Source organism: Hymenobacter negativus, from assembly GCF_016056375.1.
In the GTDB taxonomy this organism is placed as follows: Bacteria; Bacteroidota; Bacteroidia; order Cytophagales; family Hymenobacteraceae; genus Hymenobacter; species Hymenobacter negativus_A.
On record NZ_JAEDAE010000002.1, the window covers coordinates 611706 to 633099 of the forward strand.

General features: G+C 61.0%; 15 protein-coding genes. 11 read left to right on the forward strand and 4 right to left on the reverse strand.

What is annotated here, in order from left to right:
- Positions 1–102 precede the first annotated feature (102 nt).
- The 3 genes from I7X13_RS07515 (at position 103) to I7X13_RS07525 (ending at position 3284) form a co-directional block, all read left to right on the forward strand.
- Positions 103–2586 carry an outer membrane beta-barrel family protein gene (locus I7X13_RS07515; protein WP_198074993.1) on the forward strand — a complete coding sequence of 828 codons (2484 nt, stop codon included), beginning with the start codon at positions 103–105 and terminating at the stop codon, positions 2584–2586.
- A gap of 110 nt (positions 2587–2696) precedes the next feature.
- Positions 2697–2930 (forward strand): heavy metal-binding domain-containing protein, encoded by a 234-nt coding sequence (locus I7X13_RS07520; protein WP_198066655.1) that lies wholly within the window; start codon positions 2697–2699, stop codon positions 2928–2930.
- A 138-nt stretch (positions 2931–3068) separates the two neighbouring features.
- Positions 3069–3284 carry a heavy-metal-associated domain-containing protein gene (locus I7X13_RS07525; protein ID WP_198066654.1) on the forward strand — a complete coding sequence of 72 codons (216 nt, stop codon included), beginning with the start codon at positions 3069–3071 and terminating at the stop codon, positions 3282–3284.
- A gap of 79 nt (positions 3285–3363) precedes the next feature.
- Here the strand turns inward: I7X13_RS07525 and I7X13_RS07530 are convergent, their stop codons facing one another.
- The 4 genes from I7X13_RS07530 to I7X13_RS07545 all read right to left on the reverse strand — a co-directional run bounded on the left by I7X13_RS07530 (position 3364) and on the right by I7X13_RS07545 (position 9391).
- Positions 3364–4488: a T9SS type A sorting domain-containing protein gene (locus I7X13_RS07530; protein WP_198074994.1), complete on the reverse strand. Its 1125-nt coding sequence runs from the start codon at positions 4486–4488 to the stop codon at positions 3364–3366.
- A 211-nt stretch (positions 4489–4699) separates the two neighbouring features.
- Positions 4700–4915: a hypothetical protein gene (locus tag I7X13_RS07535; protein ID WP_198066652.1), complete on the reverse strand. Its 216-nt coding sequence runs from the start codon at positions 4913–4915 to the stop codon at positions 4700–4702.
- 63 nt (positions 4916–4978) lie between these two features.
- Complete coding sequence (locus I7X13_RS07540) at positions 4979–6724, reverse strand: glycosyl hydrolase 53 family protein (RefSeq protein WP_198074995.1); 1746 nt, start codon at positions 6722–6724, stop codon at positions 4979–4981.
- A gap of 126 nt (positions 6725–6850) precedes the next feature.
- Positions 6851–9391, reverse strand: coding sequence for a cellulase family glycosylhydrolase (locus tag I7X13_RS07545; RefSeq protein ID WP_213019041.1), 2541 nt, complete (start codon positions 9389–9391; stop codon positions 6851–6853).
- A 345-nt stretch (positions 9392–9736) separates the two neighbouring features.
- Here I7X13_RS07545 and galK point away from each other — a divergent pair, with 345 nt between their 5' ends.
- From galK to I7X13_RS07585, 8 genes are all read left to right on the forward strand, one after another.
- Positions 9737–10903 carry a galactokinase gene (galK, locus tag I7X13_RS07550; protein WP_198074997.1) on the forward strand — a complete coding sequence of 389 codons (1167 nt, stop codon included), beginning with the start codon at positions 9737–9739 and terminating at the stop codon, positions 10901–10903.
- 78 nt (positions 10904–10981) lie between these two features.
- Positions 10982–12034: a UDP-glucose--hexose-1-phosphate uridylyltransferase gene (locus I7X13_RS07555; RefSeq protein ID WP_198074998.1), complete on the forward strand. Its 1053-nt coding sequence runs from the start codon at positions 10982–10984 to the stop codon at positions 12032–12034.
- 108 nt (positions 12035–12142) lie between these two features.
- On the forward strand, positions 12143–13168 hold the full coding sequence (locus I7X13_RS07560; RefSeq protein ID WP_198066647.1) for a LacI family DNA-binding transcriptional regulator: 1026 nt from the start codon (positions 12143–12145) through the stop codon (positions 13166–13168).
- Between the two features lie 20 nt (positions 13169–13188).
- Entirely contained in the window at positions 13189–13914 is a 726-nt protein-coding gene (locus I7X13_RS07565) for a 3'-5' exonuclease (RefSeq protein ID WP_198066646.1), read from the forward strand.
- A gap of 35 nt (positions 13915–13949) precedes the next feature.
- Positions 13950–15863: a DUF294 nucleotidyltransferase-like domain-containing protein gene (locus I7X13_RS07570; RefSeq protein WP_198074999.1), complete on the forward strand. Its 1914-nt coding sequence runs from the start codon at positions 13950–13952 to the stop codon at positions 15861–15863.
- 43 nt (positions 15864–15906) lie between these two features.
- Positions 15907–18642 (forward strand): MGH1-like glycoside hydrolase domain-containing protein, encoded by a 2736-nt coding sequence (locus I7X13_RS07575; protein WP_198075000.1) that lies wholly within the window; start codon positions 15907–15909, stop codon positions 18640–18642.
- 166 nt (positions 18643–18808) lie between these two features.
- The gene (locus tag I7X13_RS07580; RefSeq protein WP_198075001.1) at positions 18809–19417 is read left to right on the forward strand and encodes an HlyD family efflux transporter periplasmic adaptor subunit; all 609 of its coding nucleotides are present in this window, start codon (positions 18809–18811) and stop codon (positions 19415–19417) included.
- Between the two features lie 696 nt (positions 19418–20113).
- Complete coding sequence (locus I7X13_RS07585) at positions 20114–21373, forward strand: tyrosine-type recombinase/integrase (RefSeq protein WP_198075002.1); 1260 nt, start codon at positions 20114–20116, stop codon at positions 21371–21373.
- Positions 21374–21394: the final 21 nt, after the last annotated feature.

A 21394-nucleotide genomic window follows, 5' to 3' on the forward strand; every position in this document is an offset into this window, starting at 1 on the left:
TCCAGAATTGCCACAGGTTTAGGTTGCAATTTTGCAGCGAGCAGGCAGCTAAAGCGGGGCGATGGTGTCGTTGGCCGTACTTGATGAATGACTTTTAGGGATATGAAAGTTTTACTCACCGCCCTCGTGCGGTTTTTTAGTGCCCGTGCCGTTGGGGTGGGGCCAAAGCAGTTGTTAAGCAGGGTAATGTTGGTAGCCGGGCTGGCCGGCCCGCTGGCTGCGCAGGCGCAGACCGGCGGTAGTGTGAGCGGCAAGCTGCTCGATGCCGCCAACAACGAGCCGCTGCCCTTCGCCGGCGTGGTGCTGCTGCGGGCCACCGATTCCAGTTTCGTGGCCGGCGCGCAGACCTTAGAAACCGGCGCATTTGTTATCGAGAAGGTGCCGCTTGGCAATTATGTGCTGCGGGCCTCGGTGGTGGGCTACCGCACCGGGCAGCGCGCCGTGGCCCTCACCGCGGCCACGCCCGCGCTCCAGCTGGGGCCGCTGCGGCTGCGCGTGGCCGCCACCAAGCTGGCCGAAGTAGTAGTGAAAGGCCAGCGCGCCATCGTGACCGACAACCTCGACAAGAAGGTCATCGACGTGACCAAGGACCTGACCGCCACCGGCGGCACGGCCGTAGACGTGCTCCAGAACGTCCCCTCTGTGACGGTGGACCAGAGCGGCGCGGTGAGCTTGCGCGGCTCGACCAACGTGCGCATTTTTGTGGACGGCAAGCCCACCGGCGTCACGCTGGACCAGCTGCCGGCCAGCTCCATCCAGAACATTGAAGTGGTGACCAACCCCTCCTCGCGCTACGATGCGGAGGGCTCGGCCGGCATCATTAACATCGTGCTGAAAAAGGAGCGCCAGGACGGCTTGAACGGCCAGGCCAATGCCACCGCCGGCACCGGCGAGAAGTACAATACCTCGCTGAGCCTGAACTACCACAAGGGCAAGTTCAACGTGTTTGGCTCCTACGATTTCCGCGACGACCGGCGCACGGGCTACGGCTCGGTGCGCCAGCGTACCACCCGCCTCGACACCACCGTGGTGCTGAATCAGGACCGCACCGGCGTGTTTCAGGGCACCTCGCACGCCCTGCGTCTGGGCCTGGACTACGCCCTTACGCCCGACCAAACGCTGACCCTGACCGTGCAGCCGCGCTACAACAGCCAGGACAATCAGGAAACTATTCTTTCGACCCAGACCAATCTGATAACCAGCTTCGCGCCGCCGCTGGGCAACAGCAGCCGCTACGTCACCAACGCCGGCTTCGCCAAGCAGGCCGATTTCAGCCTCGACTACCGCCACCTCTGGCCTGCCCAAAAGGGCCGCGAGCTGACGGCCAATGCCATTTACACGCCTGTACTGTACAAGATTGGGGTGAACTCAGATGTAAACTATCGCGACAACACCAGCGGCTACCAGCAGTTCGATACTCAAAACGACCTTGCCTCGGCCCAGATTGACTACGTGATGCCGGTAGGGGACAAGGGCCGCTACGAGCTGGGGGCCAAAAGCATTTCGCGCCGCTCCGACAACGACTATCAGTACACCAGCCGGCCCGCGCTAGCCTTCGACCCCTCGAACCGCTTTATCTACCACGAGCTCATTCAGGCCGCCTATGGCACGTATGCCAACGCGGCCGGCGCGTTCAGCTACCAGTTTGGCCTGCGCCTGGAGCAGACCAATACTCGCGGCGACCAATCGACGGACGTGCCCAACGGCCACTTCACGCGCAGCTACCTGAGCCTGTTTCCCAGCGCCGTGCTGGCCTACGACGTGAGCAAGGAAAACCGCGTGCAGCTCAGCTACTCGCGCCGCGTGCAGCGCCCCAGCGCCGACGAGCTGAACCCCTTCACCGACCGCTCGGACCCACTGAACCTGCGCACCGGCAATCCGCTGCTGTTCCCGGAGTTCGTCCATTCGCTGGAGCTGGGCAACCAACGTTTTTTTGGGGCCAGCAGCTCGGTGAGCGCCACGGCGTTTTATCGGCTCGAAGAAAACACGATTACTAACATCCGCGACCCGTTTTTCCGCGACCCTGTCACCAACGCCCTCGTCACGAACACCACGCGCCTCAACGTGGGCCAGGAAACCAATTACGGCCTGGAGTTGGTGGCTTCGGCCCCGGTCACCAGCATCTGGAAGCTGAGCGCCAATGCCTCGGCGTTTCGGCGCATCATCAAGGGCTCGGTGCCGACGAACCTGGATTTTAACAACAGCAACGTCGTGTACACGGGCCGGCTCAACACCACGGTGTCGCCCACCAAAAAGCTCGATTTGCAGCTGTCGGCCAACTACCGTTCGCCGGTGGTATCGGCCCAGGGCCAGCGCCTTACGCAGTTCAACGCCGACTTTGCTGCCAAGCAAAGCGTGCTCAAAGACAAGGGCAGCATCTCGCTGCGGGTGTCCGATATCTTCAACACCCTGCAATTCAATTTCAACGCCTACGGCCCCGGTTTCGAGTCGCTGGCGCGCAACAAACGCGAGTCGCGTATTGTGTACCTGGGCTTCACCTACCGCTTCGGCAACGCGGGCGAAAGCCCCCGCAGCAAGCGCAAAGACGAGCCGGCCGACGACACCCGCGGTGGCGGCTTCGATTAAGCAGCCGAAGACGCAAGTAGGCCAAACGGAACCTTCGGCGTTAAATTTGCCGTTCGGCTGCCGCCACCGGCGCGGCGGGTGTTCCATTGCCGCTTCTTTCCGTTTCCTTTATGTTTTCAAAAATTCCCGCCTTCCTGCCGGCTGCCTTGTGCACCGCCACCCTGCTGCTGAGCAGCTGCGAAGGCCAGAAGCCTGCTGCCGCCACCGCCGCGCCGGCTGCCAAGCCTGCCGCCACGTCCGTGGCCGAGGCCCGCTACGAATGCCCGATGGGCTGCGCCGGCAGCCAAAGCAGCAAGCCCGGCAAGTGCCCCACCTGCGAGATGGAACTGGTGAAGAAATCGTAGCCAAAAGCCGTCAGCACCAGAATTCTGCAGCATTGCGCTGAAATTCTGTGACGGCCTGCGGCAGGTGCGCTGGTAATTTTACTGCGTCGCCCCATGTTTGGTAGCGGGCGCATTCCCTTTACTTCAGTGGTTAATTCCATGTCAACGCTTCGTTTCAAAACCACCATCAACTGCGGCGGCTGCATCAAGGCCGTCACGCCCGCGCTCAACCAGGAAGTGGGGGCCAATAACTGGCAGGTCGACACCGCCAACGCCGACAAAATCCTCACCGTGAACTCGCCTACGGCCACCGCCGCCCAGGTAGTGAAAGCCGTGCAGGACGCCGGGTTCGAAATTCAGCCGCTGGCGGCGTAACCTATTAAGTCAAAAGCCAATAAAAAAGGCGGTTCCACACTGGAACCGCCTTTTTTATTGGCTTTCAGCGCTGTCTCAGCTACTGTACTACCACCTTTTGGCTGGTAAGTTGGTCGCCGATTTGCAGCTTCACTAGGTAAGCCCCGGCGGGTAGGGTGCCGAGGGCCAGCTGCTGGGGGCCGGCCTGCTCGGCGCTGGCCAGGGCGCGCACGCGCTGGCCCAGGGCATTGTAGACGGCCAGCGAAACGGGCTGCCGGCCAACTGGCACGGTGTAGGCAATGATAGACGTGGCCGAGGCTGGGTTGGGGTACACCTGAAAATTGAATCCACTGGCGACCGCGCTGCGGCTGGCCAGCACGCCCGTGCCCAGCTGCAACGTCAGGAACTGGTTGCCCGGGATGGCCGAAAAATCCGGGTTGCTGCCCAAGGTGGTGGTGCGACCGGTAATCTGGGGAATCACATCGGAGAAGAAAACGCCGTCGCCGTCGGTGTAGGCCGCTACCAGCTCAATGTTTGTGCCCGTCGTGATGGGGACCGTCGCAGTGCCCAGGTCGGTTAATGGGATTTCTAGCTCAAACCCCGAATTGGTGGTATTGGCGGTGAGGGTGGCGGTGTTATTGTAAGCGAATTTGCTGCCTCCCAAATCCATCGCAGTGGTGCACGTCACCTGCCCGCCGGCCTTGGTGCCGGCCGCAATGAACGTATCGGTGCCGGGCGTGACGGTAGTGCCGGTCACGTAAGAAACCCGACTGAAATAGACATCGTTGGCGGTGGTTGAAGTCGGGCCCACCGATACCCGAAAGCCATAGTCCGTCGGGTTGTCCATGGTGGGGTGGTGCTTGAGCGGCGACTGTGGGTCGCTGCCGCCGGGCAGGGCCGTGCCGGCCGGTGCGCCCGGCCGGGCGGGCGTATTCAGGTACAACATGAGGGAACGGTACCCGCCCGATGGCGTGGTGGTAGCCGACTCGGCCGAGCCTACCAACATGATGTTCAGCGTAGTGGCCGTGTAGCCCACGTAAAGGGCCGAGAGGCCCCGGTCGGCTTCGAGGTGGTTGCCGGTATAGGTGGCGGCCAATTGGTACTTGCCCATGCCGGTACCAATTTCAGCAGCCGTGGCCCTGCCGTCTACTACGAACTGGGCCCTGGCCGTGAGGGAGGCGATGGTGAAGACACCAATCGCGGCGAGCATAGAAAACTGTCTCATGAGGTGGGAGGTAAAAGGTTAAAATCATGTATAAATATATGTGAAAACAAATCTTTAAAAATGAATTTTTAATTAAGATATGCATAAATATCATTGCATATTACAAAAAAGCCATTTGTCACAAACGAAAAAAGAGCGGCTCCATAGGGAGCCGCTCTTTTGAGCGAGATTCAGGAGAAGACTATTGCACGCCGACTTTTGGGCTGGTGAGCTAGTCGCCGATTTGGAGCTTTACGACGGAAACCCCGGTGGAGGCAATGGTTGAATCTGGCCGAAGCTGGGTTGAAACGAACTTGGGAATCAAAGAGGCTATGGCGCTACGGCTGGTCAGCACGCCCGTGCCCAGCGCGAAGGCTACCAATTGCGTGTTGGCAATAGTCGAGAGGTACGGGGCGGGGCCGTACCATCGCGCGTGTAAAAGGGGCATGCTGCTAGGCGGTAAAACGGGTTTGGGAATGCAACGATGGAAAACAGTGGGAGATGTAGGCGGCTACAACTGCACGTAGTGTCGCATCGCAACCTGGTCGCCATGAGTGATTTTCAGGAAGTAAGTGCCGGGCGCAATGCCAGTTGCGTCGGTCGCCAGCTGATGGGTGCCCCGCGTGAGGCGCTGGGCCGGGGCCAGGGTGCGCACCAGCTGCCCCGTGAGGGCGTAGAGCGAGAGCTGCACGGTTTCGTCGCGGTCGAGCACTAGGGCTACGGTGCGGGCTCCGCTGGCTGGGTTCGGGAATAGCTGGGCCGAGAAGCCAGGGGCGGCAGTGGCGGTGGCAGAAGAAGTTACGGATGACGATACGAATTCTACGTCATCAAGGCTAGCGGTTTCGCCGGCGTGGGCGTTGGAGCGCAGCCCGATTTCGCATTGCCCATTGCTCACCACGATGCCGCTGACCTGCACCCGCGTCCAGGTGCTGGTCGTGGGCAGGGTGGTGGCCAGCTCGGTGCCGCCGAAACCGTTGGCGTAGAGCTGGCACTGGGTCTGGCCGCCGCTGCTCTGGGCCCAGGCGCGCAGCGTGTAGGTACCGTTGGGCACGTTGGCGAGTAGCTGGTAGGTGCGCACCTGGTAGGCGGTGGCCTTTTGGTGGCTCAGCTGGTAGGCGCTGGCGTAGCCATAGGACTGCGTCAGGTCGGCGTCGGCATCAGCGGTGGAGGCGGTGCTCCAGCCCAGCGGCGTTTGGGTGGCGGCGGTGTATTCGAAGCCGGGGTTGTAGACCAAGCCGGGGCTGGGCGGGTTGTTGAGGAAAGCATTGATGGCCACGGTGGGCTGGCCGTTGCTGTTCCAGATGCCCAGGCCGTAGTTCATCCAATTATAAGCCTGCGGCTCCCAGTAGAGCACCCCAAGGCCCTTGTTGTTGGCCACCGAGCGGGTTTTGGCCATCAAATCCAGCAGCATTTGCTGGGCGGGGATGGGCACGTTGGCGGCAATGCCGGTTTCCACCACCATCACCTCCTTGCCGGGGTAGCGGGCCACCATGTCGTTCATGTTACTGAGACACTGGGCCGTGAGCGTGGGCCAGTTGGCAGCCGTGGGGTAGAGCGACATGCCAATGACGTCGTACCGGGCGCCGTTGGTCCGCAGCCCATCGAACAGGTAGCGGAACAGGCTATTATTAAAACCGTTGGAAACGTGCACAATGACCTTGCTGGTCGGGTTCACGGCTTTCACGGCCGCGTAGCCTTGGTCGACCAGGCTGGCGAAATTGGCCATGTTGGTGGAAGCGCGGCCTTCGGGCCAGAGCATGCCGTCGTTGGTTTCGTTGCCCACCTGCACCCATTCGGGCACAATGTTGTTGTCCTTCAGCGAGTCGAGAACGTCGTAGGTGTGGTTATACACGTCGGTTTGCAGCTGGGCCAGGGTGTGGCCCACCCAGGCGGCAGGCTTGGTTTGCTGGCCGGGGTCGGCCCAGGAGTCGCTATAATGGAAGTCAATCATGAGCCGGAAGCCCAGGTTGTGCGCCCGAATGGCCTTGGCGATGACGTCGTTTTTGCCGTTCCAGCCGCCGGCCGGGTTCACCCACACCCGCAGCCGGATGGTGTTCATGTCGTGGTCGTGCAGCAGCTGGAACAGGTCCTGCTGCACGCCGGCTTCGTTGTAGAAGCGGTAGTTGGAAGCCTCCATCTGGGTCACCCAGCTCACATCGGCCCCTTTGGCAAAGGGCGTGGGGGTTTGGGCCCCGGCGTAGCGCGGCAGGCCGAAGACGGCCCCCATTATCAACAGCAGTAGTAAACTTCTCATCATGTGGGCGGGGGAAGGCAAAGGCAAAGGATGCATTGGCTAGCGGGGATTTTACGGGATTTAACAGAGAAAGTATTCGGCCAAAGGGTTGTATGCCATGGGAAAAGCAGCGTTGAGTAGTAAAGCCCGCTATTGCAGCGAAATCGACTCAATGTCCACGCTTGCCGGGCTGCCGGCCACAGTGGTAGCTTCCCAGGTCAGGTGCAGCACCTCAGCTTCCGTGATTTTCAGGCTGCCCGCGCCGGGAGCCTGGTATTGCAGGGGCAGGAAGCCGGGGTAGGGCCGGGGCATCAGCAGTAGCGCGGCCGGCCGGAAGGCGCTAAGCGGCAGGCGAATTTCCCGAGCTTCCGGGCCCAGCGCCAGCGGGGCGGCGTAGGCCACGGCATCTTTCGTGGTCAGGGTAAGGCTCACCTTCGCATCGGGCTGGCTGCTGCGCGCCCGCACCACTACGGTGGTGAAGCTCGCCAAATCAGCAGCGCGGCCCGCCAGCTTGTCGCCGAAAAACGCCCGCAGGCTGGCGGCCGGGCCGGTGGCAGCAGGCTGGTTGGGGCGGGCTGGGCCTTGCACGAGGCGCAGGGCTAGGGTGCCGTCGGGCAGGGTCACGTAGTCGGTCCAGGTCATGGGGGCCAGGCCGTGGGCCTCGATGCGCTCCTGGTCGCGGCTGGCCTGGAAAAGGGGCAGCGGCGCGCCGGCCGCCACGATGGGCACTTCGTAGTGCTCGGGGTGGGCAAAGTCCCAGTCGCGTGGCTGCCCGCTGAAACCACCGGGAAAGGTGAGTGTTTGCGCGCCCTTCTTCAGCACCAGCCAGTAGCGGAGCTGGCCGGGATAGAGCAGCTCGGCGGGCACGGTGGCTTCCAGCGTGGCATAGCTGCGGGTGCTCATGGGCAGGGTGCGCGTTTGGCCGTAGTAGTGTTGCGCCACCAAAAACACGCTATCCGTGGGCATGAGGCCGCTGATGGTGGCGCTGATGCGCAGCGGCTGGCCCGCCGTGGCCTGAGCCGGCGCGGCGTGGCGTACCTGCGGGCCTAAGGCAGTTGGTTTCGGCGCCACGAATTCGCCCAGCTGGATGTGCTGAAAGGCAGTTTGGGCCGTGAAGGCCGCCGTGGATTTGCCAGCGGCGGCCAGCAGGTACACGCCGGGGCGCACGGTGGTGCGGCCGTCGGCAGCCTGACTTTGCATGGTGTTGCCTTCATTCAAGCCTCTGATGGAAAAGCTGCGGCCCAGGTCGCTCAGCGACACCTGTAGCGGCTGGTCGTTCCACAAAATCTGCGTTACCGGCTTGCTCAGCGAGGCTTTCTCGAATGGGTCGCGGATGGCCACGGCGTCGGGCATTACTTCCAGCCGCCACACGCCGGAGGCCAGCTTATCCAGAAAATAAGCGCCGGTGCCGCCGTAGCTCACGGCCGGGGAGGAACCCACGCCCGCCAAGTGCTGCAGCCGGGCCGACTGCCGGGGTGCGGTGCGGGTGTTAGCGGTATAATAAAACTCCTCGGGCGAGTTCATCTCGCTCAGCCCTAGTCGGTAGCTGACATGGAAATTGCTGAACACCGAGTCCTGCGGATAGCGCCCAAACGACTGCCCACGCCCTACGCTCCGAAACGCCTTGCCCGCAATAAGCAGGCTTATTGCCTTAGCCGGCGTGTAGACCAGGTTCAGGTAGTGGGTCTGATACTCCGTGTTGGCGTAGGCAATGGCCAGCGGGTCGTAGGCAAATTGCGTGGCCCACTGAAAGCCGGCCTCGCGGAAGCTGCGGGCCATAAACGGGTACATCACCGGCTGAATAATATCGGCCGACTCAAACTCGTACACCATCTTTGCCTTGTTCAGGAAGCGGGCATCCTGGCGGTACGGAATTGGGTACTGGTCCACGTAGGGCAGAAAGTTGCCGCGCAGCGTGTGGTTGCTCACCAGCCCCTGCGGGTACCACTGGAAGGTCAAGCCGTCAACTTTGGCGTTGAGGATGGCCTGGTACACGTCGGGGTTTTCCGACACGTTGTAGAACACCGGCTTGCGGCAGCCCGTGGCCCGAATAGCGGCGGCCATGCGGTCGGCAAAGCTGGTGACCTGGGCCTCGGGCTGGTGATATTTCGGCTCGTTGCATACTTCAAAAGCCAGAATGTCGGGGTCTTCGCGGTTGAGGCTTTTGGTGTAGGGGTTGCGGTGGTTGAGGAACTGCGTGAGGTAGCGCTCCTGCGCCGCGATGGCGCGCGGGTTGGTGTAGGCCTGGGTTTTGGAATAGATGCTGGAAAAACCGGTACCACTGTCTTTCTCGGGGTAGCCGTTGTTCCAGTAGGCAATGGGCGTGAGAATGAGCTTAATACCGCGCTGCTTCAGCTCATGTACCAGGAAATCGAACAGGCGCAGGTGTTCGTTTTCGAGCAGGTTGCCAGTAGTGTCGGTGATTTCCACGTCCCAGACGTGCACCCGAAACGCATCTACGCCCAGCCGCGCGAGGTGGTACACGTCCTGCCGAATGGCCTGCTCCAGGTTCACGCCCAACTTCTGGTGCGCCCGGTAGGAGTAGGCGAAAGGCGCGGTGTAGTTCACCCCGAACAGGGCCACTTCCTGCTGGGTTTTCTGCCAGCGCAGCACGCCTTTCTTATCCACAAAAACGTCGCCCGAATTCTCTTTGGCGGCCTTCTGCGCGCAAACCGGGGAAGCGATGAGCACCTGACAAAAGAAACCGAGGAACAGCAGAAATGAATACCGGAAGGACATAGTTGAAAGCGAGAAAGCAATACGAATACGGATGAAAGGACTGGCCGCCAAAATCAGGCTATCGTTTATCTAAATTATGGTTGTGAATTGCCGCGTACCGGCGCAGTTTGTTGTCACAGCCAGCATTATTAAAGTATTTTGAACGTTAATTTAAGACAAACGATTGCGCAAATGTAACTCTTCTGCCGTACTTTTCGGGCTCCGAATGTGATGGATTGGCCATCTGGCCTGAAGTTGCGTAGTGTTGTTGCGCCATTTGCGGCTGCTTTTCGCCCGGTTATTTTCCTCTGATTTTCTATGCCCACTCCGCTCATCCAGGCCGTTCAGGCTGATTTTCAACAACGCTTTGGCTATACGCCGCTGCTGGTGCGCGCGCCGGGCCGCGTCAACCTCATCGGCGAGCACACCGACTACAACGCCGGCTTCGTGCTGCCCGCCGCCGTGGATAAGGAGATGAGCTTCGCCGTGGGCCTGAACGGGGGCGAGAAAATTCGCCTCGTAGCCTTTGATTTAGGTGAGGAGTTTGAGCTGGCCAACGCCGCCGAAATCAGTCCCAGCGACGTGCATTGGGCCAATTACCTGCTGGGCGTGGCGGCCCAGTTCCAGCTGCGCGGCCACGCCGTGCCGGGCTTCGACTGCGTGTTTGCCGGCACCGTGCCCATGGGCGCGGGCATGTCGTCGTCGGCCGCGGTGGAGTGCGGCCTGGCCTTCGCGCTCAACCATTTCCTGGGTACCAACCTCGACAAGATGGAGCTGACCCGCATTGCGCAGCTGGCCGAGCACACCTACGCCGGCGTGCAGTGCGGCATCATGGACCAGTTTGCCAGCACGTTTGGGCGGCCCGGCCACGTCGTGCGCCTCGACTGCCGCTCGCTTGATTACGAATACTTCCCCTTTGATACCTCGGCCTGCCGCATCGTGCTCTGCAACTCGGGCGTGAAGCACAGCCTGGCCAGCTCGGCCTACAACACCCGCCGCCAGGAGTGCGAGCGCGGCGTGGCGGTGCTCCAGCAGCATTACCCCCACATCGCGGCCCTGCGCGATGCCACACTGGCCCAGCTCGAAGCCCACCGCGACGAGCTCGGCCCCACGGTGTTCCGCCGTTGCGCCTACGTGGTGCAGGAAAACACCCGCGTAGTAGACGCCTGCCGCCATCTCGAAGCCGGCGACCTCACCGCCTTCGGCAAAGAGATGTACGCCAGCCACACAGGCCTGCGCGACGACTACGAAGTAAGCTGCGTCGAACTCGACGTGCTGGTGGAAGCCGCAAAAGCTGCGCCCGGCGTGTTCGGCGCGCGCATGATGGGCGGCGGTTTCGGCGGCTGTACCATCAACCTAGTGGCACCTGATAAGGTGGAAGATTTCATTGCCAGCGTGAGTGCAGCTTATCAGGAGAAGTTTGGGCTGACGCTGGAAACCTACCAGACCACGATTGTGGGTGGAGTAGGGGCGGTGGCCGTTTAACTTCTCAACAACCAAACAACGACTGTCTTGCTTCGCTGCACGCTGCATGACGGCCTTTATATAGCTTCAAATCAGCCCATGCCCGCTTCTTTCGATTCCACCGAGCACCCGCACCGCCGTTTCAATGCCCTTTCGGGCGAGTGGGTGCTGGTGTCGCCGCACCGCTCCAAGCGCCCCTGGCAGGGCCAGCAGGAGGAAACCGAGCAGGACCAGCGCCCCGCCTACGACCCCACCTGCTACCTCTGCCCCGGCAACGTGCGCGTGGGCGGCGAGGTGAACCCCAAGTACACGGACACCTTCGTTTTCAACAACGACTTCGGCGCCCTTACTGCCGACGTGCCCACCGGTGGCATCAACGAAGGCGGCCTGCTGCGGGCCGAGGCTGAGTCGGGTGTTTGCCGCGTCATCTGCTTCTCGCCGCGCCACGATTTGACTTTGCCGCAGATGGAAACGTTCGCCATTCGCAAGGTGGTGGACCTTTGGGTGGAAGAATTCACAACGCTCGGGGCGCGGCCGGATATCAACTACGTGCAGATTTTCGAGAACAAGGGCCCGATGATGGGCTGCTCGAACCCGCACCCGCACGGCCAGATTTGGGCGCAGCGCACCGTGCCCGGCGAGCCCGCCAAGGAAACGGTACAGCAGCTGGCCTACTTCCAGGAGCACGGCCGCACCCTGCTGAGCGACTACCTGAAAATCGAGCTGGAGAAAAAGGAGCGGGTTGTCATCGAAAACGAGCATTTCGTGGTGCTGGTGCCCTTCTGGGCCGTGTGGCCGTTCGAAACCATCGTCATTGCCCGCCGCCCGGTGCAGGACGTGACCCAGCTCACCAGCGACGAGCGCGACGCGCTGGCCGACATTCTGCGCCGCCTCACCATTCGCTACGACAACCTATTCAGCATCTCTTTCCCTTATTCGGCCGGCCTGCACCAGCGGCCCACCGATGGCCAGGAGCACCCCGAATGGCATCTGCACATGCATTTTTACCCGCCGCTGCTGCGCTCGGCCACGGTGCGCAAGTTCATGGTGGGCTACGAGATGCTGGGCGACCCGCAGCGCGACATCACGCCCGAATTCAGCGCCGGGCGGCTGCGCGAGCAGTCGGAAGTGCACTACAAAGCTGCGCAGTAGCCGGGCCAGCAGCAGAAATAATAAATGCAGCCAACGTTCCGCGTTTCACTGATGTTATAGGCGCACAGGGTTACATTTAGCCCCGTACTCACTTTTTTCGTTTCCGCTTTGGCTCAAAAACGCGCCTCTATCTCGGACATTGCCAAGGAGCTGAACCTTGCCGTTTCTACTGTTTCGCGGGCGCTGAGCGGCCATTCGCGCATCAGCGAAGCCACCCGCAAGCGCGTGTGGAAACTGGCCGAACAGCTCAATTACCAGCCCAATGCCCTGGCTGCCGCTCTGCGCAAGGGCCGTAGCAATACGCTGGGCGTTATCGTGCCGCACATCGACGGGCACTTCTTTTCGCAGGTGATGAAGGGCGCGGAGGCCGTGGCCAACCGCGCCGGCTTCAACGTGCTGCTGTGCCAGTCGAACGAGGACTACGGCCAGGAGCAGAAGAACGTGGACACGATGATTAACGCGCAGGTCGACGGCATCATGGTGTCGGTGGCCCGTACCACGCACGACTACAAGCACTTCGACAAGATTAAGAAGCGCGACATTCCGCTGGTGTTCTTCGACCGCATTCTGGACAGCCCGGAGGTGAACGCCGTGGAACTCGATGATTTTCAGGGCGGCTACCAGTCTACCAAGCACCTGCTGGAGCAGGGCTGCCGTCGCATTGCCCACTTCGGCGGGCCGCAGCACCTCAACATCTACATCAACCGCTTCGGCGGCTACCGGCAGGCCTTGCAGGAATACGGCATTCCGGTGGAGGACGAGCTGGTGCTGTTCAGCGAGATGTGGGAGGCCGACGGCCGCGCCGGCATGGAGCAGCTCCTGGCCCTGCCCAACCCGCCCGAGGCCGTGTTCTCGGCCAGCGACTTTTCCATTGTGGGGGCCATGCGGGTGCTCAAGGAGCGCAAGTTGCGCATCCCCGAAGACATTGCGCTGTCGGGTTTTAGCAACGAAAGCTTCTGTTCGCTCACCGAGCCCAACCTGAGCTCGGTGGACCAGTGCTGCGAGGAAATGGGCCTGGCCGCCATGCGCCTGCTTCTGGAAATGGTGCAGGAGCACGAACAGGCCCCCCGCAAAATCGTGATTCAGCCCCGGCTGATAAAGCGGGAGTCGTCGCTCTGGCACCAGCAGCCCTAATAAATGCCGCGCCCGGCCCCGTGAACGACTACCTGCTGTTCGTCGATACCGAAACCACGGGCATTCCGCGCGACTGGACGCAGCCATACACCAGCCGCGACAACTGGCCGCACATCGTGCAGCTGGCCTGGGTGGTGTGTACACCCGACGGCCAGGAAGTGAAGGCCGAAAACCACTACATCCGCCCCAACGACTACGACATGAGCCCGGAGTCGGGCAAAATTCATGGCCTCACGCCAGAGTTTTTGCAGGCCAACGGCCGCTCGCGGCACGCCGTGATGCAGCGCCTGCACCGCGACCTGCTGCACTATAAGCCCCGGGTAATAGCCCATTTCATGCAGCTCGATTTCCACATGCTGGGCGTGGGTTTCCACCGGGCCGGTCTGAAAAACCCCTTGCCGGACCTGCCCCAGTTCTGCACCATGCGGGCCACGGGGCCGCTGCTGCGCCACCGCACGCAGGGGTTTTTGCGGCTCGGCGAGCTGCACCAGCGCCTGTTTCAGGAACCTCTGCTGCGCGAGCACGACGCCCTTGTGGACGCCCGCGCTACGGCCCGCTGTTTCTTCCAAATGCGGGAGCAAAGCGTCATTACCGACGAAATTATTGCCCGGCAGGTGCCCATCGGGCTGCCCACGCCGCAGGCCCGGCTGGCGCGGCGGCGGCGTAAGCTCCGCATCGGCGTGGTTCCGTGGCTGCTGCTGGCCGCTGTGGCGCTGGTGCTGCTGGCGGTGTTTGTACTGATGTGACTTTCTCTTCTTGATTCTCCAAGCTGCCCTGCCCCATGAGCGAAAAACTCGATTTCCTCCGCACCGTGAAGCCTTTCGACCGGCTGCCCGAAGACGTGCTGGCCGAAGTGGCCGAGGGCCTGGAAGAAGTGCGCCACCCCCGCGAGGGCGTCATCTACTACCAGGATGAGACGAAGCTGCGCGGGCTCGACATCATCGTAGAAGGCGAGTACGAAACGTTTTTCTACGACAGCCAGCAGAACCGGCGCGTGGTGGAGCTCACCCGGCGCGGCGAGTGCTACGGGGGTATTTCGCTGCTGCTCAATAAGAAAAAATCGTTGCGCACAGTGGTAGCCAAGCGCAATACCCGCGTGTACTTCCTGCACCGGCGCGAGTTTCTGGCGCTCTGCCAAGGCTACGAGAGCTTCTTCCACTTCTTCACCACGCGCTACGGACAGCGCATGCTCAACGAGGAGTACGCCCATTTTGTGCGGCCCGCAACCAGCGCCGGCTCCAGCTACCTGGCTTCCGACCAGTTGTTTTCGCGCCGCATCGAGACGCTGGAGCTGCGCCCGCTCGACGTGTGCGCCGCCTACACGCCCATCCACGAAGTGGCCCGGCGCATGGCCGCCGCCCGCACCAGCTGCTACTTCATCACCAACGCCGACGTGGACGGCCACATCATCGGCTACGTGACCGACATCACGCTGCGCGACAAGGTGGTGGCCGCCTGCGCCGATGCCAGTCTGCCCGTCGAAACCATTGTGGATGCGCCGGTGGTGAGCATCAGCTCGCGGGCGTTTGTGTATGAGGCTATTCTGTTGATGTTCAGAACCAAGACGCGGTACTTGCTGGTCGAAACCGATGGCGAGTACGTGGGCTTCCTGAGCCGCAACAAGCTACTGACCGACGACCAGGCGCAATCGCCGTTCATATTCATTCAGTCAGTGAAGCAGGCCCAGGCCGTGCCCGAGCTGAAGCGCCGCTGGGAGCAGGTGCCCGAAATGGTGTACCAGCTCCTGAACCGCGGCGTGAAGCCCGAAATTGTGAACCAGGTTATCACCACCGTCTCGGATGCCATTGCACTGAAACTGATTGAGGGGGCCATTGCCGAGCTGGGGCCACCGCCGGCCAGGTTCGTGTACATGGTGCTGGGCAGCGAGGGCCGCAAGGAGCAAACCCTGCTCACGGACCAGGACAACGCCATTATCTACGAAGACAAGGCCAACGAGCAGCGCGAGCTGGTGCGCGCTTACTTCCTGAAATTCGCCGAAATGGTGAGCGACCAGCTCAACGAAATCGGGTTCAGCTACTGCGAGGGCGGCTTCATGGCCAAAAACCCGAAGTGGACGCACTCGCTCTCGCACTGGAAGCGCAACTACGTGGAATGGATGACCCAATCGAACCCCGAAACGGGCATGCAGTTCGCCGCCTCCTTCGACTGCCGCTACCTCTACGGCGACCCTGCCATCATGGACGAGCTGCACGATTTCCTGGCCGTGGAGCTGCAGAAGCCGGTGGAGCGCTTCTTCCGCCACATGGCCGTGAACGCGCTGCAATACGAGCCGCCGCTCACGTTTTTCAACAACATACGCACTTTCGCCCACGGCGCGCACCAGGTTTTCAACCTCAAGAAAACCATGTCGCCCATCGTCGATTTGGTGCGGATGTATGCCCTCAAGCACCGCATTTTCGCCACCAACACCGGCGAGCGGCTGGAGGCCCTCAAGGTGCTGGGCGTGTTCACCGAACGCGAGGCCCACGAGCTGCTCCAATCCTACTACTACCTGATGGGCGTGCGCCTGAAAAAGCAGGCCGCCCAGATTATCAACGACAACGTGACGCCGGATAACTACCTCGACCCCAAAATGCTGACCAAGGTGGAGCAGGTAACGCTGAAGGAGATTTTCAAGGTCATCGCCGATTTTCAGTTGAAGATTAAGGTAGGGTTCACGAAGTCGCTGGGGTAGGGAAGGGCGTAATTTGTAATTCTGCTGCTATTCCTTCGTCCCAATGAAACCCACTCAATTCGCCAACGGCTACCTGCTCATCCTTGGGCTGCTTCCAGCCTGCCAGACTACCAGGCCGGCCGTTACTACCGCCGCAACCACTCCCGCTGTGCAAACTCCCATCTGGCAATCCGACGCCTACAGCCTCTACCGCGACCGGGTGGTGCAAGGGCCGCACGAGGCCCGCGCCCTCTCGGCCACCGAGTTGGTGTCGAACTACGTGAGCCCCGCCAATGACCGGCAGAACCCGCGCATCGAGTTCAAGTTCAGTATCAACGGCAAGGATAATGAAATGGCTCCCGGCCTCAACCACCTGCTGGTGGCCGTGCCCCGGCCGGGCGGCGGGCCCATTGAGACGCCGCCTATCGTGTTTGGACAGCGCTACGCGGACGCTACGCCGGCCCCCGCCGATGCCTACCTGGCCCCCAATACCCCGGTGCGCATCCGGCTGGATTTGCGGCCGGTGCTGGCAGCGTTTAAGAAACAGGGCTTCTACACCACGTTCAAAGGCGAAAAGATTTATCAGCAGGATTTCAAGCACGTGAGCGTGGCCGGGAGCACCGCGCCGCTGAGCTGGGATTTCGACAACCTGACCAACATGCCGGCGCTGCAAATGCAGGACCCGGACGGCGACGGTATCTACGAAGCCACGTTGACCTTGAACCAGCCCACCGCCGCCAAAACCACCGCCGCAAGCTGGAAAAAAAGCATCAACACCGACGACTTTCCGCAATACGCTTCCGATTACCCGCTGGCCGATGCCCTCTACAACCTGGCCCTGGAGGAAGCCCGTCGGGCCGTGGAGCCCGATAGCACCTTCCGCACCGGCAAGGAGTGGGCCGGCGTCTGGACCCGCGACGTGAGCTACAGCATCATTCTCGCACAGGCTTCTTTGCAGCCGAAAGTGGCCATGAACAGCCTCCTGCGCAAGGTGAGCCCCAACGGGCGCATCATTCAGGATACCGGCACGGGCGGGGCCTACCCGTGCTCGACCGACCGTGTTATCTGGGCCACGGCGGCCTGGGAGGTGTACCAGGCCACCGGCGACGAGGCCTGGCTGCGCCGGGGGTACCCCATCATCCGGCAAAGCCTGGCCGACGACGTGCAGAACGCCTACGACCCCGCCACCGGCTTGGTGCGTGGCGAGTCGTCGTTTCTGGACTGGCGCGAGCAGACCTACCCGCGCTGGATGCAGCCCGTGGACATCTACCAGAGCGAAAACTTGGGCACCAACGCCGTGCACTACCAGGCCAACGTGGTGCTGGCGCGCATGGCCGCCCGCCTCGGCGACCCCGGCACCGCCGCGCAGCACCAGCGCCAGGCCGCCGGCATCAAAGCTGCCATCAACGAGCATCTGTGGCAGGCCGACAAGGGCTACTACGGCCAGTTTCTGTACGGCCGCACCGCCCTCACGCTTTCGCCCAAGGCCGAGGCGCTGGGGGAGGCGCTGTGCGTGCTGTTCGGCGTGGCCGAGGGCGAGCGGGCGCAGCAGGTGGTGAGCAAAGCGCCCACCGTGCCCTTCGGCGCCCCGTGCATTTACCCGCAGATTCCGGGCATCCCGCCGTATCATAACGATGCCGTGTGGCCCTTCGTGCAGAGCTTTTGGGGGCTGGCCGCCGCGCAGGTCGGCAACGAGGCGTCGCTGACGGAGAGCATGGCCGCCATCTACCGGCCTGCGGCGCTGTTTCTCACCAACAAGGAGAACTTTGTGGCCCGCACCGGCGACTACGCCGGCACCCAAATCAACTCCAGCAACATGCTCTGGAGTCTGTCTGGCAGCCTGAGTCTGGTTTATAAGGTGCTATTTGGGCTTCGGTATGAGGATGAGCGCCTGGTGTTCCGCCCCTTCGTGCCGCAGGCGTTTCAGGGGGCGCGGCGGCTCACTGGTTTCAAGTACCGGAAGGCGGTGCTCGATGTGGAGATGACTGGCTTCGGCAATGTCATCAAGAGCATCACCCTCGATGGCCAGCCGCTGGCCGATGCTGCTGTGCCGGCCAGCCTCAGCGGGCGGCACGCGGTGAAGATTGTGCTCAGCAGCGAAGCCCCGGCCGCCCAACCCGTGAACCGCGTGGCCGATGCCGTTTCGCCCGAAACGCCGGCCGTACAGCTTGCCGGTTACTACCTGCGCTGGCCCGCAGTTGCGAATGCTGTCAACCACCGCATCTTGAAAAACGGCCAAGCGCTGGCCACTACGACCGAAACGACCTGGCAAGTAGACCTTGCTACCGGGCCCGGCGAATTCCAGGTAGTGGCCATAGATGATGCCGGGCGCGAGTCTTTCGCCAGTGAACCCATCCCCGTGGGCGGGGCCACGGGCGCAGAAGTTCAGCTCGAAACGCTAGCTCCGAAAGCCACCCAGCCCTACAAAGGCTACTCCGGCAAGGGCTTCGTGGAAATCTCGACTACCAAAAATACCACCCTCAGCATCCCCGTCACGGTGCCGGAAAGCGGCGTGTATGCCCTCGATTTCCGATACGCCAACGGCAACGGCCCCATCAACACCAACAACCAGTGCGCCATCCGCACGCTGCGGCGCAGGGGCGAATTGCTGGGCGCCGTAGTGCTGCCCCAGCGCGGCGTGCAGGAGTGGAGCAACTGGGGCTTCTCGAACCCCATCCGCGTGCGCCTCGAAAAAGGTACCCATGCCCTCACCCTGACCTACGAGCCCGCCAACCAGAACATGAACGGCCCCGTGAACCAAGCCATGCTGGACTACCTGCGCGTGCGTCGGGTGGAGTAGGGGGCCGGTGGATTGGCCTGATTGCTCCATCAGAGTTGCACTTCGCCAGAGCAGAAAGCCGCAGGAAAACCGGTTAGCTGTTGTGTTCGGCTTTGCCGTATAGGAATCTGCCGGCCTCACTGGTTGGTCGGGCGTTTTAGCCAGCTGTTTTCGCGATGCTTTCTGTATGAAAAAACCACTCCTCGTTGCCATTGTCTTATTGCTGATTGGAGTGGCCGTGATAGGGCGCCGCTGGTGGTGGAAATCTACCGATGAAGTGGCCGCGCTGGCCGCCGGCCCCCCGCCTGCCGCCCTAATTCCCGACTCGACCACGGTAGTGCTGAGCGGCCGGATAGGAGCCGGCGGCACCGAACCGGTACTTGCCAAAAAGCCGGGCCGCATTCGCAGCATCTATTTCGATGCGGGCAAGTACGTGCGGCGCGGCACCATCATCGCCAAGCTGGCCGACTACAACTTCGTGATTGCCCCGCACGATGGCTTTCTGGGCGAGCGTCAGATTGCGCTGGGCGAGTACGTGAAGCCCAGCACCGTGGTCACCTCCATCACGAAACGGGGCTGCCTGCTGCTGCCCGTTGCCGTGCCCGCCGGCAGCCCCGCCCGTGTGCAACCCGGCGACTCGGTGCGCGTGTGGGCCACCAGCCGCCCCACCCGCGTAGTAACCGGCGTGGTCGCCCCCGCCAAAGACACCACCGGCGGCATCACGCTCGAAATCCAGCTCGCCTCGCGCGCGCCGTTGCATTTGGGCGAGGCCGCCAGCGTGCAGTTGAAGCGCTAGTTAGGCGTTGTTATGGTTTCGCAAATAGCCAGTAAGCCATTGAGTCCTGAAATGCACTGCTGTGGTAAACTGACGCGGAAATAGTGGCACTGCCGGCGTTGCCGCTCAACGTGTGTTTCTTGCCTAAGTTGCGCAGCCCCAGGCTATAATCGATGCAGGGCCTGGCCCGGCCGTACCCGTAGCCCAGCCCGCCTTGCACGCCGGCATCGAAGCGCTGGGTGTAGAATACGTCGTTATTGACGGTGTTGGGCCATGGGTTTGCATATGCCGCAACGGCTCCACTCGTTTGCGAAGAGTTGCCGCGTCGCAATTCACCCTGCAGTGTTCAGCGCAACACCGGACGGGCCCGAGCGATGGAAGACAACAGATGCTATATAGCTGCCTTGCCCCACGCTGGGTGCAGCTCCCGGCATGAGGGCAAATGCGGGATACGAGAATAAAACAGGGTAATAAAAAAGGCCCTCACATTGCTGTGAGGGCCTTTTGTGTAGTCCGTAGGGGAATCGAGCCTATATCCAAGCATATCCAATGCTGTACGATGCAAAAGCCTTAATGGGGTATCTAGAAGCATATTTTGCAAATTTGCTCTGCTGCTTTAATGAATGTTTTTCGGTCTAATGATGTGATTTTGTACCCTATGCTGTACCCTGGAAAGCTATTTGTTGTACCTTAGCGACAGCAATCAGAGCTATTTCTATGGCAACGGTATCATTTCATCTCAAAGAGCCGAACGGTGACAAGCCCACGGCCATCTTCATTTGGTTCAATCCCCAAAATGGGCAGGCTCGTGTGCGTATATACACAGGCGATAAAATTCACCCTGACCAGTGGGAGGGAGGTGACATACAGCGCGCCAAGACACCCAAGCGCGGTACTGACACCGAGCGGAACAAGACTATCAATACCAGTAATGAGCGCATGAGCAAGCGCCTCTTAGATTACTGGGCTGAGTGTAGGGCCGCAGGCACTCTGCCTACAACTGAGCAATTACGGGCTGTTGTAGAACCCCAGGTCCCAACAATTGAGGTTACTCAACCGCAGCCGCTGATTGATTTTGATGCCTATTTGGACCGTATGGCTACGAAAAATGCTGTTAATACTGTCAAGTCGCACCGCACAACTTACAATCACTTGGTGAACTTCGTGGCTGTAACACGCAAATCGCTGGAATACAGAGACTTTACGCGGGCGTGGAAAAACCAGTTTTGCGCGTGGTTAGCTGATGGTGCCGGAGGCGATAAGCCGATGGCTGACAGCAGCATAAACAAACAGCTCAAAAACCTTAAAGCCTTTCTGCACGATGCAGCCGACCACGGTTCGGTGGAGCGAATTGATACCAAACGAGGGTGGGGCTGGGATTTCACAGAAAGCGAGCCTATGGCGCTTTCTGCTGTGGAGCTAGCCCTACTAGAGGCTATAGAAGGTCTTCCTCCTTACTTGGAAAATGCGCGACGCCTCTGGCTGTTGATGGCTTATACAGGACTGCGCTATTCTGATGCGATGGATTTGAAGCCTGAGCATGACAAAGGAGATACAATACAGCTTATACCGCGCAAGACCACTGACGTTTCGGCAAAGGTGTATGTGCCTAAAGCAGCGCGGGCTTTGCTAGCTATGTGCTGGAGCGGAGAAATCCACAACATTGCAAACTCAACCCTCAACGAATACATAAAAGAGGTTTGCTGCCGTGCTGGTATCAACGAACCTACTGAGAAAATAGCATCATACGGCCAAACGAGCCGTACTCTGAAAACGGTGCATCCTAAATACGAACTGGTTACGTGTCACACGGCTCGTCGCACGTTCATTACTCATTCCTTTGCTAGGAAAATTCCTTTGGAGCTGATAATGATGGCTGCCGCGCACACCAACCCTAAAACAACACTGCGGTACAATCAGAACACTGTGGCTCGGCAAATAGAGGTTTCGAGACAAGCATGGGGTGAAGATGAATAGTCCCATCTCCGGTACGAAAAA

Bases quoted from the DNA above. Each gene is read 5' to 3' on its own strand.
- I7X13_RS07515 (WP_198074993.1), top strand. From the start codon at position 103: ATGAAAGTTTTACTCACCGCCCTCGTGCGGTTTTTTAGTGCCCGTGCC.
- I7X13_RS07520 (WP_198066655.1), top strand. From the start codon at position 2,697: ATGTTTTCAAAAATTCCCGCCTTCCTGCCGGCTGCCTTGTGCACCGCC.
- I7X13_RS07525 (WP_198066654.1), top strand. From the start codon at position 3,069: ATGTCAACGCTTCGTTTCAAAACCACCATCAACTGCGGCGGCTGCATC.
- I7X13_RS07530 (WP_198074994.1), bottom strand. From the start codon at position 4,488: ATGAGACAGTTTTCTATGCTCGCCGCGATTGGTGTCTTCACCATCGCC.
- I7X13_RS07535 (WP_198066652.1), bottom strand. From the start codon at position 4,915: ATGCCCCTTTTACACGCGCGATGGTACGGCCCCGCCCCGTACCTCTCG.
- I7X13_RS07540 (WP_198074995.1), bottom strand. From the start codon at position 6,724: ATGATGAGAAGTTTACTACTGCTGTTGATAATGGGGGCCGTCTTCGGC.
- galK (WP_198074997.1), top strand. From the start codon at position 9,737: ATGCCCACTCCGCTCATCCAGGCCGTTCAGGCTGATTTTCAACAACGC.
- I7X13_RS07555 (WP_198074998.1), top strand. From the start codon at position 10,982: ATGCCCGCTTCTTTCGATTCCACCGAGCACCCGCACCGCCGTTTCAAT.
- I7X13_RS07570 (WP_198074999.1), top strand. From the start codon at position 13,950: ATGAGCGAAAAACTCGATTTCCTCCGCACCGTGAAGCCTTTCGACCGG.
- I7X13_RS07575 (WP_198075000.1), top strand. From the start codon at position 15,907: ATGAAACCCACTCAATTCGCCAACGGCTACCTGCTCATCCTTGGGCTG.
- I7X13_RS07580 (WP_198075001.1), top strand. From the start codon at position 18,809: ATGAAAAAACCACTCCTCGTTGCCATTGTCTTATTGCTGATTGGAGTG.
- I7X13_RS07585 (WP_198075002.1), top strand. From the start codon at position 20,114: ATGGCAACGGTATCATTTCATCTCAAAGAGCCGAACGGTGACAAGCCC.